This window comes from Alteribacter natronophilus, from assembly GCF_006007885.1.
Taxonomy (GTDB): Bacteria; Bacillota; Bacilli; order Bacillales; family Salisediminibacteriaceae; genus Alteribacter; species Alteribacter natronophilus.
This window is the reverse complement of the sequence record NZ_VCRO01000001.1, coordinates 217,416-230,720: the sequence shown is the minus strand read 5'-3', so window position 1 is coordinate 230,720 and position 13,305 is coordinate 217,416. Positions and strand designations below refer to the sequence as shown.

The window sequence follows — 13,305 nt, the reverse complement described above, 5'->3', positions numbered from 1 at the left end:
CGGCGTATATTTCAGAAGCGATTTATCTGCATCGCATATTGATTGTTCGGATTTTCGTCTGTAAAAACACTTCTGTCCCAGCCTCTTTACTTTTTCACTGAAACCTTTTCTTTTCCGATCCGTAGATATACTATAGAGATATAATTTACATAATTGATCTGGAGGAAAATCATGTTTATCTACAGTCTTATTACCGCCCTGCTCTTTTTAAATCCTTTACTGGGACTCTGGGGCAAAGCCCTCAAAAACAGAAATGCCGCCCGAGCTTTCCTGGCGGAAAACGTCCTTCGCTACGTTACCGGGGTTATAGTCAGTTTTTTCATTTTTTATGTGGGACTGATCGATTTTACATGGCACGGCATCCTGAATTCCTTTGCTGTGATCATCATTTTAAACCTGATTCTGTCAGCGACCGCTTCCTTTTACTACTATGACAGAAAAGTGACCTGGTCAAACCGGGCTGCTTTTACACTCGGGTGTCTGGCGGCAGTTGGTATGGCCTACATGTGGCTCATTTATCCAATGCAGACCGCTTCGGACCGTCACGCTCTCCCGCAGGCTGAAACCGAAGTGGAAGTTATGGAGAGTGCAGATGAGGAAAATATCCGGGTAGTCCCGTACGGTAACGCCCGTTACCGCTCGGAAATTGTCTTCGGGGACCTTGATAACTCCGCCCGATACCATCTCGGGGAATCCAGCATTCAGACAATTGACGATGAGCTGTTCTGGGTAAGCCCAATCGAGTTTGACGGTTTCTTCCGCTGGCTAACAACGGATCACGTGCCGGGCTACATTAAAATTTCAGCCGAAGATCCGAATGATCAGGCAGAGCTTGTCTCGGAATATGAAATGTCCTATGTACCGAGTGCGTATTTCGGCTCGAATGCAAAAAGGATGGTCAGACAGGAACACGAAGACATCATTATTGTGAGTGAATCGTTCGAGCCTGATGATGATGGACATCCCTACTACGTTTTTTCCTACGGTTATTATGAGTTCTTCCGTCACGGGAACAAGGCAGACGGGGTCGTAGTCCTCGATGCCGTCACCGGGGAAATGGAACGTTATTCACTTGAGGACATGCCTGAATTCATCGACCAGGGTGTGGCTGAACAGACGGCTCTCAATTACGCAACCTGGTACGGCCAGTACGGCGGCGGTTTTATCAATCGGTTTATTGGTCGTGACGGTGTCACCGAGCCGCGCAGAGACGAGATGATCGGCGTATTTGGCGCGGAAAGGGAAATGTACTGGTTTGTGGATCACGAACGTCCTAGAGGCTCAGGTAATACGATGGTCGGTTTTTCCATGGTGAATGCCCGCACTGGTGAAATGACGTATTACGGCGGTCAGGAAGCCAGGGGAATTCTCAACGGAAACGCCGCACGTGACCGGGTGGACCGCGCCTTTGAACGTGAGCGCTGGGTCGGGACACAGCCGGTTCTCTACTCCATCTACGGACAGTATACTTGGGTTGTACCGGTAGTGGACCGCAATAACGGCTTTCAGAAGATTGCTCTGGTCCATGCGGACTCCGGCCGCGTGGTGAGTGCCGATTCACGGAGGGAAGTGTTTAACGAATATCAGAACCTCCTTGCCACCGGTCTTGATCCTGATATGGACATCCCGACTGACCTTGCTGATGAAGTGGAGGAAACACTGACAGTGGAGCGTGTTACACAGTCGACTGATGAAGGCGGTACAATAGTAATGATTCTGTTTGAAGAACGGAACCAGATCTTTACCGTACCGGTGAACCGCTCACAGCTGGCACTCTTTATTGAACCGGGTGACGAACTGCTTGTGGAGTATATTGATACAGGGGAAAATATGATTGCAATTCAGAATTACAGTAATCTGTCGCTGAACAGGTAAACTGCCTGGAATAAAGAAGAGTCCGGGAAAAACACTGCTGATTAGAAGGGCCCTCACCGTCGGCGAGGGCCCTTTTTTTGCATGCAGTATTATAACGGTTGATTGTTCAAAAATACACTCGCTTGCCGCGGGCAAGGCTTCAGCTATCCGGGGAAAATCGCCCGGTGGATCTTCAGCCCTTGCTATTCCCGCAGGCGTCTCGTGATTTTTGAACAATCAACGAATATGTACACAAAATGGATACCTTCTGATAAAGTTATCCACATAACAGATTCGGAGTTATCCTTATGGAAGGCTAATTTTTATTTCACCCGAATTACGGTGAACTTGAGAAAGTACAGAGCCCAACAGGATTATCGAACATTCTTAAACAACAAAACGGTGCCAACGCTCGAAAAGCGATCATTGGCACCGTTTTTTATTCCTTACTGTCCTTATTATTTCCCAGGGCCCTCTTACTCCATGTTTTTTTCAACCTGTGGACCGCTTGCTTCCTCCGCCCGGCGAAACCTATTCCAAAGAATTACGTTTCAATTACCGGCTCCATTACATATGCAAGGAGCAGGCGTGTCGTCTCTTCAATGGAATCCATGTGTGTCCGCTCGTAGGCGTGTGAGGAGTCAATCCCCGGCCCCACGAGTCCGTGAACGATATCGTGGCCGGAGCGGATCGCAGCTGAGGCATCCGACCCGTAATACGGATATATATCAAGCTTGTACCCGATTTCATTTTTCTCTGCAAGGGAAGTGAGGTTTTTACGGAGACCGTAGTGATACGGACCGCTTGCGTCCTTTACGCAGATGGAAACAGTGTACTCGTCCGTTGTCTGCCCATCACCCATGGCACCCATATCGACTGCCAGGTATTCCACTGTTTCAGCAGGTATGCTCGCATTTCCCCCGTAGCCGATTTCCTCGTTATTGGAAATGAGGAAATGGGTGGTGTGAGGCAGTTCCAGCCCCTCTTCCTTTACCTGGCGCATAAGCTGCATGAGGATCCCGACGCTCGCCTTGTCGTCCAGGTGGCGCGATTTGAGATAACCGCTTTTTGTTGTTTCCACCCGCGGATCGAATGAAACAAAATCGCCAACTTCGATCCCAAGGTCCCTTACTTCTCCCGCACTATGTACTTTCTCATCGATCCGGACTTCCATATTTGCTTCGTTCCGCTCCGCTTTCCCCGCATCCTTATATACATGGACACTCGTCTGGTGCATCAGGATCGTGCCGGTATATTTTTTTCCGGCGGAAGTTTCAATCTCACAGTACTCCCCTTCTATGGAGTTAAACTTAAATCCGCCGATCAGGGACAGTTTCAGCCGTCCGGATGGCTTGATTTCCTTTACCATAGCCCCGAGCGTGTCCACATGGGCGGTCAGCATCCGGTGCTGTGAATCGTCTTTTCCCGGAAGCGTGGCGATAAGTCCGCCTTTACGATTCCTTTTTGTTTCGACGCCCAGTTTCCCCAGGTAGTCTTCCACATAGGAAATCACCCGTTCCGTATTCCCTGAAGGACTCGGGATTGAAACAAGCTCCCTGATCAGTTCAATTGTCTGGTTTGTATCCGGTTTATTCATGTCGATTCCCCCTTGTCTGGTTTACAATGCTTTCTCAAGTATAGCAGAGCGGGGCTCATTTTTCCGAAAATGTGTATACCCTTCCGTCAGTTTTTATCAGCTCCGCTGAACGCCAACCGCTCGCTTTCCGTGGCGGTGCCGGCGAGCCTCCGCGAGCTTCGCCCTGCGGGGTCTCGCCTGGCGAAAAGACTCCCTGCTTCTTCCTCTGCAGGTGTAGCTCTGAAGCAAAATACGTCGAAGCACCTCGAAGTTAGAGCATGATGCGGATGCTCGCCACTGCCACAGGAGTCTCGCTACTGGCGTCAGCTACGCAAAGGATCGATTTACTGCCTATGAGGTATGCTCATTTTTCCGAATCTTCCGAGCGGATCTCACGGAGGCGGGTCTTTACTTTTTTCATATCTGCAGCGGTAATCAGAAAAACAGCTGCCAAAAACGCGGCTGCCGGCCACATCACCGCCCGCTCCGCCTCCCCGGCCGCAAGAAGAATCGACTGGTACTGCATCCAGAAAAACATAAGCTGCATCACAAGGAGTCCTTTCAGTAAAAAGGAACCCAGAATGTCCTGCAACTGTTCCTTTTCCTCCAGGGTGGCCCGGACCGGGATTGAGACCATGGCGGGAAAATAATAAGCAGGGATCATCACGACCATTAGAAAAAGAGCCATGCCGGGCACAAAAAAGATAAATGGTTTAGACGCCCAGCTTGTCACTTCGCCAAGGTGATTGATATGTCCCGGCGCTCCCCCCGGCATACTGTCCCAGCTGACAATCGTCATAATTATCATGGCAGTTGCAACAGCAGCTGCTGCTGCCAGAAGTAACCTGTCCTTTCGTTTCAACGTAAGCTCCCCCTCTCACCGGGTCTCTGATCACTTACGTATCATCTAAGGGATTGGTTTCAGGAGATGCCGATCTCTCTGCCATACTGATCAGGCCGAAGAATCTCCAGGCATCAAGCAGCCTTTCTGCTGCGTGACGGAACTGAAATGCCGTTTCAACGAGTGTACGCCCGTTTTCCGTCAACACAGAGGTAAAGGAAGGATTCTGAAGGCAGTAATCAATCGCTTCTGTATATAATACCGGGTTCATACAGTCTGATATCAGCCAGGCGTTCTGCCTATGGAGCACCACTTCCCCATTACCGCCTCTGTCTGTTGTAATAACCGGGATTCCTGCAGCCATCGCTTCGTAATGAACCCGCGCAAGAGGCTCCTCCCATAAAGACGGGCATACAAAAATATCCCCTGCCAGAAACAGGTTTCCAATCAGGTGTGCAGGCACAAATCCAGTGAAAATCACCCGGCCCTTTAATTTCGCCGCCTTCCACTGAAGCTTTCTTGTGTAACGGTTCATACCGTCATCGCTGAACCACTTGCCCCCGGCCACCATAAGAACGAGATCAGGATACTTTGAAAGTAAAGGAATCAGTGCATCCATCAGGATATGTGGACCTTTATTCCTCGAAAGACGTCCGGCAAAAAGGACGACTGTACGGTTTTCCACCCCATACCGCTTCCGGTAAATGTTCCTGAGCAGCGTTCCTTCCTCCGACTTTCGATCAGGGAAGAGACCGAGGTCGACCCCGGAATAAACGACACGTGTTTTCCCTTCAGCCTCCGGAAATCTTTCGGTTACTTTTTTTCTTATAAAATTACTGATCGTAACAATTCCTGCAGCTGACTCGATCACCCGCTCCCCGTCTTCTGCACTGATTTTTTCAGGTGCCAGCATATCGTTATGAAGCCCCAGGACAAATTGTGTTCGAGGCGCTGCATCGGCGTAAGTGAGAAAATCCAGGGGACGGTTAAACACATGGGCAAAATCGTAGTCTTCCTCCGTCAGGTGCGCTGCCACTGATTCCGTATAAACTTCTTTGGGAAAACGCACATACCTGATCCCGTTTTGCACTTCGTTTTCCGGCAGTGACGGATCGGTAATCGAACAGACTGTCAGATCAAGTGCAGCAGCTGCGAAGGGCGCTGTACCATCTATGAACATTTGAATGGCACCGCCTTTTACAGCCGGTGCAGGAAGACTCTCCGTGCAGATCAAAACAGCCTTTTTCTTCACTCACCGTCATTCCCGTCAGAAAAACGGGCAACAGCTTTGTAACAGAGACCGGCCGCTTTTATTTTTTCAGGAGAGAGAACGTTCCTGCAGTCCATCACGGTGCTTCCTTTCATCATCATGCTTACCGTTAACCAGTCCGCTTCACGGAAAACATCCCATTCCGTTGCAAGTGCCAGTGCGTCGGCATCCGTTACAGCACTGTACATGTCAGGGTGGGAAACGATCCCTCCAGGTGCTTCCTTTACGACAGGGTCATAGGCCAGAACCTCTGCCCCTTTTGCCTGAAGTGCATGAATCAGTGCTGCAGCCGGTGAGTGGCGGGTGTCATCGGTATCCGGTTTAAAACTCAGGCCCCAGACAGCTATTCTTTTCTGACGAAGTGTCCCCAGCTCCCCTTCCAGCAGCCGGATATAGTCACCAGCAGTCCTGGTGTTCACTTCAGCCGCAGCCGGGAGAAGAACGGGTTTCAGTCCTTTTTTTTCGGCTGCATATATAAGGGCGCTCAGATCCTTCGGAAGACACGATCCCCCATAACCGAGACCAGGACGAAGAAAAGCCGGACCTATTCGGGGATCCGCACCTATTCCCCTCGCCACTTCCTCCACGTTTACGCCATACGCGTGGCAGATGGCAGCCATTTCATTGATAAATGATATTTTCGCAGCAAGAAACACGTTGGAAGCGTACTTGATCATCTCAGCACCGGTAAGGGAAGTGATGTGCCATGGAGCGTCAATAAATGAAAACAGCTTCCTGACTGTTTCCACACCCTCCGCACTCCTGCTTCCTGCCACCATTCTGTCCGGGTTAAGGGTATCCGCGAGGGCGGTTCCTTCCTTCAGAAACTCAGGGTTTGATACTACGGTAAACAGGCTCCGGTCCTTCTTTTCTGCAAGTTCTGCGTCAATCCATTCATTCGTCCCCGGAGGCACTGTACTTTTCGTCACGATGGTTTTTCTTACAGTAAGATTTTCCGCTATATCCGAAACAGCTTCCTTCAGAAAGGTCAGGTTGGGTGAACCGTCCTCTTCAGGAGGTGTGCCTACTGCAATCATAATCACATCCCCGTGAGAGTAGGCTTCTTTCTTTTCCCCTGTAAATTTCAGCATCCCGCTTTTAAGAACCCTGGCAAGCACATCATCCAGACCTGGTTCATAAAATGGGACTTCCCCGTTCATAAGTCTGTTCAATTTGCCGGCATCCACGTCCAGACAGACAACTTCATGACCTTGATCAGCCAAAACACATGCGGTGGTAAGCCCTACATAACCGGCACCGGTAATCGTTACTTTCATTGCCCGTTCCTCCCTGTCAGCACACGTTTTCCTGCTATATCGTACTGGCATTTCCGCTGTTCGTGCGGAGCAGGTAAAAAATGTGCTGATGCCCGGTCATTCACTGCGCCCGTTTGAGCGGGGACAAACTTCAGGCCGCGTGTTCGGGGAATAAACAGGTAATAAGACATTGAAAGGAGGATCGCCATGGAAATCAGAAAAGCGATTATTCCTGCAGCCGGATACGGAACGAGAAGCCTGCCCATTACAAAAGTTCTTCCAAAGGAAATGTTTCCTGTTGCCGGGAAGCCGGCAATCCACCATATTGTGGAAGAGGCTTCCCTTGCCGGAATAAACGAAATCCTGATCGTTGTATCCCGTAATAAAAATATGATTCTTGATTATTTCGACCGCTCACTTGAGCTTGAGGCCTTTCTTGCAATGAACAATAAGGAATACCTGCTTGAACAGACTGTTCTCCCGGATGTTCACATCCAGTATGTACGCCAGCCTTTTGCGAGAGGGCTCGGGGATGCTGTCCTTCTCGGTGAACGCTTTGCAGGCTCCGCTCCATTTGCCGTACTGCTTCCGGACGACCTGTTTGTCAGCTCCGAAAAACCGGCAGTCAGCCAGGTGCTTGACGCTTTTACATTAACCGGTTCCAACATAGTTGGTGTGCAGAAAGCCCCTCACGAGGAACTTCACCAGTACGGTGTTGCAGCACCGGCCTCCCCCGGTCCAAAAGGCAGTGTCTTTGCACTGGGTGATCTCGTGGAAAAGCCGAAAAAAAATCCTCCATCAAATCTTGCTGTCTGTGGACGTTATGCCTTCACACCTGAGATTTTCTCTTACTTAAAAAACGGAAAACCCGGTGCCGGCGGTGAAATTCAGCTGACTGACGCGATGAAAAGCATGCTCGGGGAGCATCCCTACAGTGCTGTCGTTATAGAAGGAGAGCGGTTTGATCTTGGTAAGGAGGATGACTACTACAGGGCGATCGCCTGGCATTTAAACCGCAGAAACGGCTCGTGAAGAGGTCCTGGCACCCTGTGAGGTAAGTTGAGTTACTTGTGGTGAGGTTAGGGGGGCCGCGGAGCCACAGAATTGCGCGTCGACAGGGAAGTCTGGACAAAAAAAGACAGCCTGCCATTTCAATGCAGGCTGTCTTTCAGTTTCAAATTACATCATTCCGAGTGTGCTGTAACCGCCGTCCACATGCAGAATTTCACCTGTAATGGCACGGGACATGTCACTGAGAAGGAAAAGAGCAGAATCTCCCACTTCCTCCTGGGTTACCGTCCGCTTAAGCGGGGCTTTCTCCTCAATTTCCCTGAGGACTTCGTTAAAACCGCCGATGCCTTTAGCTGCAAGAGTACGGATCGGTCCGGCAGAAATAGCATTTACGCGGATGTTCTCTTTCCCCAGGTCGTTTGCAAGATATTTTACACTTGCGTCAAGTGAGGCTTTTGCCACACCCATTACGTTATAGTTCTTCACTACACGTTCGCCGCCAAGGTACGTCAGCGTTACAATTCCCCCGCCTTCCGTCATGAGAGGGCGTGCGGCTTTTGTGACTGCCGTCAGCGAGTAGGCGCTGATGTTCTGGGCAAGCAGGAATCCATCACGGGTAGTATTAAGATACTCTCCATCGAGCTCCTCGCGGTTTGCAAACGCAATACAGTGGGCAACCCCGTGGATCGTTCCCACCTCTTCCCCGATTTGCTGGAATGTACGTTCAATTTCCTCATCATCAGTTATGTCGCAGGGAAGTACAAGTGAATCGTTACGTTCAAGTCCCTCCGCAAGCTGTCGGACGTTTCGTTCCAGCCGCTCCCCGGCGTATGTAAAAATCAGTCTTGCTCCTGCATTTGCAAGTGACTGGGCAATGCCCCAGGCAATACTTCTTTTGTTTGCTACACCCATCACTACATATGTACGGTTCGATAAATCCAGATTCATCATAATAATACGACCTCCCCTTTGTTTATAAGTTCATATTAAGAGCTGGTACTAAACTTAATGCAGATTTATTATAACAGAAATACAGGACAATTTCACTTTGTTCCCTGCAGGACAGATCGAAAGAGGCTGGGCCAGATGGGTTTTTTCAGTCGCAGATTGCTGCTATTACTCCACTACAGGCGGACGGTTTCCGCGGGCAGGGCCTCAGCCAGCAGAGCAGTTACCGTGCTTCTTCCTCTGCCAGTAGCGCTCCGGCTTCGTATAAAAGTAACAATTTCTACGAAAAAAGCCAACCAATCATATATACCGCCTGCTGACTTTTTGAGGGAGTCTTTTTTAACCACTACTTATGCCCCTGCCTCAGTGATCCGTTACTTATTACCCTTTACTGGTGTGAATGTTCTTTCTTTCGTACCCGCAGTCCGGACAGTTGAAGATCACATTCTGATTGGACTGCGCTGTAAGAACCTGATTAAAAGTATGCCGGCGCTGACAGCCCGGACATTCCACTATAGGTTCTGAAGATACATCGGGTGCTTTTGGTTCAAACATCTTGATTCTCCTTTACAAAACAGCTGGATGATCTTTTTCACCGCCTGGTTCCGGGGTTTAGTGGCGGCAGTTACTTTTTATTATCTGCAGAAGCCTCCTGTTCAATCCCTGCTCACAATTGTCGCCTTTGTACCACGGTCATCCACGGCTGCCTCCTCAGGGAAAAGGACGATAAAACTGACAATCCTTGTTTTCTGAATATAAACGGGAAGACGCTCCAGCTGATAGTGCCAGCTTACTGTTCCTCTCCGGGCACTGAGTATAACCAGGAGATCTGTCTCATCGAACGTATCGTAAAACTGTTCCCTGAGGTCAGACCAGTCAGCCGCTTCCCCTGATTCCACGGAAATGGAAGGCTTTATGCTGTCCAGAATACCGGTATACTTCTCAGCACCCTCTCCGACAGAAATAACGAGTAAAGTGGCACTCGTTCGGCTCGCCAGTTTTTTTAAGGTCCTGAAAGCTTCATCCGAACCTGACATATGGTCGAACCCTTTTGGAATAACCACCACAATTCTTTTTGTCAGGTTTAACGGGTGTGACAGTTTACTCACAAGAACCTGTCTGTCAGTGGTATCAATGACATCATCAAGCACGTTTCCGAACATCCCTCCGTGACGGCTCTGTTCACCGTCCCAGCCTGCAACAACCATGGAAATCCGGTTATCGGTCATGGCGTAACTGATCCGCTTGGCTGCATTTCCCCCTGCACGTGTAAGAGGGTGAACGGGTACGTCTGCTGCAGCTGCGTAAACTACAGCGTGGCCAAGCATTTTCTCAGCTCTGGCAATGTTCTGCTCACGGTTCTCCTTTCCTCCCTCCACGACCGTCATGGGATAGAGAGGCTCAGTGGAGAGGGGGTTTCTAAGAATGATTGCCAGTTCAAGAAGGTGATCCATCGTATATGGATTTGCCATCGGGATGAGAATTCTTTCAGGTACCTGGTCTGCACGGACAGGCTCATTTTCCTCGGCATATGCAAGCTTTCGCCCGAAGTGTTCTGTTACGAGAGGACCTGTAATACACGTCACAAGAATCATAAGAATGACACCATTTACAACCGCCACATCAAACAGACCCAGATCATACCCCACGAGGGTGGCAGCCAGCGTTGCAGCCGCCTGGGGGATCGTCAGACCGAACATGACCTCCCGCTCGCTTGCCGAGTAGCTGTAAAGCCTCGCTGCAGCTGCTGCAGCAAGCCATTTACCGGCATTAACAAAAGCGACTACTGCTCCTGCCAGCACAAGTGATGAAGGGTTTTCAATCAGTACCCGAAAATCCATGAGCATTCCGACCGATAACAGGAAGAAAGGGATGAACAGGGCGTTACCGACAAACTTAATCCGATTCATAAGAGCCCCGTTTTCAAGGATCATTCTATTCAGGGCAAGCCCTGCAAGAAATGCCCCGATAATCGGCTCCACACCCGCAAGAACCGCAAGAAAAGCACAGATAAACATAACGCTCATTACAAATACATAATCGAGCGAACCTCCCCCGCTGATTCTTCTGAAGAACCTTTTCGAAAGAAACGGGACTCCGAAAATGACAAGAACCGAAAATGTGGCGAGACTGACAATCAGCTGCCCCCAGAACATCAGTGTGAGTTCGCCCTGAACAGATCCGGCAACGACAGCAAGTACCAGCATAGCAAGAGTATCGGTCAGAATTGTCCCGCCGACACTCGTAGTAACAGCTCTGTTTTTCGCTATACCGAGCCGGCTTGCCGCAGGGTAGCCGAGAAGAGTATGGGATCCGAGAAGGGATGCGAGAAGGATCGATGACCCGACCGGGTAACCAAGGAGAAGGCCCGCGCACAGTCCAAAAACAAACGGGATGAAAAAAGACATAAGACCGAATACTACACTTCGCCGACGGTATTTCTTAAACCCGTCGAGGTCGATTTCCAGACCAGCTACAAAAATGATATAAAGAAGACCAACCGTTCCCAGAATGACGATCGTTTCATTTCTCTCAAGAAGACCAAAGCCGTTCGGGCCGATCACCATACCGGCAACTAGAATACCGATAATTCCCGGTACCCGTAAACGTGACATTACAAGGGGAGCAATAAGAAAAATGACCATGGCTAAAGCAAAAATAAAAACCGGATGTGCTGTGGGTTCCTGTATCATGTCATGCTCCTTTACTTAAAATTATGTATGTACAAGTCACACGAAAAGATATCGTATGATAACTGACGGAGCACTGTCAATTACAGAACGAGTTAAAAAAATTTCGATTATTTAGCTGTATTCGTGGAATTTCACCATTATGAGGATTCATCCCCGGACACAATAATAATGGATCTGCTACACTGAAATAACTTAAGGAGGCGCTGCTTTTGTTTGATATTATCGGTGATATTCACGGATGTTATGAAGAAATGGATACTCTTTTACAGAAAGCCGGCTACAAAACAGATACTGAGGGTCTTTTATCCCATCCGGACCAGCGCACGCTCGTGTCACTTGGCGATCTTACCGACCGGGGTCCCTATAACACCGAGGTTCTGAAGTTTGCCATTACCAACTGGAAAGCAGGCCGGCTTCTTTACTGTCCCGGGAATCACTGTGACAAACTCTACCGCTACTTCCTCGGCCGCAACGTCAAAATTAATAACGGTCTCGAAACAACCGTAGCCGAACTGGATAAACTTAACCGGAAAGAGTACACCTTCATTTCGGAGGGATTTAAGAAGATGGTGGAGAACTCCCCTCTCTACCTTGAGCTGGACAGAGGCGGGCTCGTTGTGGCTCACGCCGGCATCCGGGGAGATCTAATCGGAAAAACGAGTAAAAAAGTAAAAACATTCGTCCTTTACGGCGACATTACCGGTGAAACCCACCCTGACGGACGGCCGGTAAGGCGCGACTGGGCGAAGGAGTATACACATGATACGTTCGTTGTCTACGGCCATACTCCGGTGAAAGAGCCCCGTTTTCTGAATCATACGGTAAACATCGATACAGGATGCGTGTTCGGGAACACGCTCACCCTGTTTCAGTGGCCGGAAAAAACAACGATTTCCGTTGATTCAACCCTGCCATACGTGGCAGAAAAGTTCCGGGAGCCTGGAGAGTAACGCCCAAAAAAGAGCCTGATCCGAAAATGGATCAGGCTCTTCGCCAGAGATTATTCATATCCGCGGGTATATCCGCCTTAAATTGCAGTAGTTTACCGGTAATCGGATGTCTAAAAGAAGTTTCTGCTGCATGAAGAGCCTGACGGCCAATGAGGCTGCCGTCCCCTCCGTACAGAGTATCTCCAGCCAGCGGATGTCCTTTGTGTGAAAAGTGTACCCGGATCTGGTGTGTCCTGCCCGTTTCGAGATGAACCCTGACAAGCGTTAACCCGTTCCCTTCGCCGATGACTTCAAAATGCGTTACCGCCCTTTTTCCTCCCGGCTGAACGGTTCTCTCAATAATACTGCCCGGTTTCCTGCCGATTGGCTGATCGATCTTTCCGCACTTTTCACTGAGCGTGCCCTGGACGATTGCCAGATACGTTCTGGCTGCCCCTTGCTCGGAAAGCTGATGATGGGCATAACGGTGTTTGGCCAGAACAACAAGACCGGACGTGTCCCTGTCCAGTCTGGATACAGCATGAAACGTACTGGGAATTTTACGTTGTAAAAAGTACGCCGCTGCAGCCCCTGCAAGTGAGCGCCCCGGGCTGTCAGGAGAAGGTACTGTCGGAAGGCCCGGGGGCTTGCTCACAACGAGAAGGTGATCATCCTCGTAAATTACCATTAACGGCAGATCAATCGGAACAATGGCCGGAGACGGCTGCTCAGGAGGAAAGACAACGGTAACAAGGTCGCCTTCTGCAACAGTACTTCTGACCGTCTCCTCCACTCTGTTCAAAAGCAGCTTCCCACCACCGTGTTTAATTTCAGCCAGTGTTTTTCGTGACATATTCCGGTGACTCCGCAAAAACTCACGGAGCAGCATACCGTCGCAGGTACCCGGGACGACCCACTCAGCCTCGG

At 49.8% G+C, this 13,305-nt stretch carries 11 protein-coding genes; 3 read left to right on the top strand and 8 right to left on the bottom strand.

What is annotated here, in order from left to right; genetic code table 11:
* Nucleotides 1-171: 171 nt before the first annotated feature.
* Complete coding sequence (locus tag FGB90_RS01170) at nucleotides 172-1,875, top strand: type II secretion system protein M (protein ID WP_138808741.1); 1,704 nt, start codon at nucleotides 172-174, stop codon at nucleotides 1,873-1,875.
* A gap of 523 nt (nucleotides 1,876-2,398) precedes the next feature.
* On the opposite strand, the gene FGB90_RS01165 is transcribed toward FGB90_RS01170, so the two are convergent.
* The 4 genes from FGB90_RS01165 to FGB90_RS01150 form a co-directional block, all read right to left on the bottom strand.
* On the bottom strand, nucleotides 2,399-3,451 hold the full coding sequence (locus tag FGB90_RS01165) for a M42 family metallopeptidase (RefSeq protein ID WP_138808740.1): 1,053 nt from the start codon (nucleotides 3,449-3,451) through the stop codon (nucleotides 2,399-2,401).
* A 343-nt stretch (nucleotides 3,452-3,794) separates the two neighbouring features.
* Complete coding sequence (locus tag FGB90_RS01160) at nucleotides 3,795-4,292, bottom strand: DUF1648 domain-containing protein (RefSeq protein WP_138808739.1); 498 nt, start codon at nucleotides 4,290-4,292, stop codon at nucleotides 3,795-3,797.
* Between the two features lie 34 nt (nucleotides 4,293-4,326).
* A complete protein-coding gene (locus FGB90_RS01155; RefSeq protein WP_138808738.1) occupies nucleotides 4,327-5,523 on the bottom strand; it encodes a glycosyltransferase family 4 protein in 1,197 nt (398 codons plus the stop codon).
* Nucleotides 5,520-6,818: a UDP-glucose dehydrogenase family protein gene (locus FGB90_RS01150; protein ID WP_171051654.1), complete on the bottom strand. Its 1,299-nt coding sequence runs from the start codon at nucleotides 6,816-6,818 to the stop codon at nucleotides 5,520-5,522. Before FGB90_RS01150 ends, FGB90_RS01155 begins: the two co-directional genes overlap by 4 nt.
* Nucleotides 6,819-7,004: 186 nt before the next feature.
* Here FGB90_RS01150 and FGB90_RS01145 point away from each other — a divergent pair, with 186 nt between their 5' ends.
* Nucleotides 7,005-7,829: a UTP--glucose-1-phosphate uridylyltransferase gene (locus FGB90_RS01145; RefSeq protein WP_138808736.1), complete on the top strand. Its 825-nt coding sequence runs from the start codon at nucleotides 7,005-7,007 to the stop codon at nucleotides 7,827-7,829.
* 147 nt (nucleotides 7,830-7,976) lie between these two features.
* Here the strand turns inward: FGB90_RS01145 and fabI are convergent, their stop codons facing one another.
* The 3 genes from fabI to FGB90_RS01135 all read right to left on the bottom strand — a co-directional run bounded on the left by fabI (nucleotide 7,977) and on the right by FGB90_RS01135 (nucleotide 11,449).
* Nucleotides 7,977-8,756: an enoyl-ACP reductase FabI gene (gene fabI, locus FGB90_RS01140; protein ID WP_171051738.1), complete on the bottom strand. Its 780-nt coding sequence runs from the start codon at nucleotides 8,754-8,756 to the stop codon at nucleotides 7,977-7,979.
* A gap of 381 nt (nucleotides 8,757-9,137) precedes the next feature.
* Entirely contained in the window at nucleotides 9,138-9,311 is a 174-nt protein-coding gene (locus tag FGB90_RS19535; RefSeq protein ID WP_171051631.1) for a hypothetical protein, read from the bottom strand.
* Nucleotides 9,312-9,412: 101 nt separating this feature from the next.
* Complete coding sequence (locus tag FGB90_RS01135; RefSeq protein WP_138808734.1) at nucleotides 9,413-11,449, bottom strand: cation:proton antiporter; 2,037 nt, start codon at nucleotides 11,447-11,449, stop codon at nucleotides 9,413-9,415.
* 209 nt (nucleotides 11,450-11,658) lie between these two features.
* On the opposite strand from FGB90_RS01135, the gene prpE reads away from it, so the two are divergent.
* Nucleotides 11,659-12,399: a bis(5'-nucleosyl)-tetraphosphatase PrpE gene (prpE, locus tag FGB90_RS01130; protein WP_138808733.1), complete on the top strand. Its 741-nt coding sequence runs from the start codon at nucleotides 11,659-11,661 to the stop codon at nucleotides 12,397-12,399.
* A 31-nt stretch (nucleotides 12,400-12,430) separates the two neighbouring features.
* Here the strand turns inward: prpE and FGB90_RS01125 are convergent, their stop codons facing one another.
* On the bottom strand, nucleotides 12,431-13,267 hold the full coding sequence (locus tag FGB90_RS01125) for an RluA family pseudouridine synthase (RefSeq protein ID WP_281280025.1): 837 nt from the start codon (nucleotides 13,265-13,267) through the stop codon (nucleotides 12,431-12,433).
* Nucleotides 13,268-13,305 lie beyond the last annotated feature (38 nt).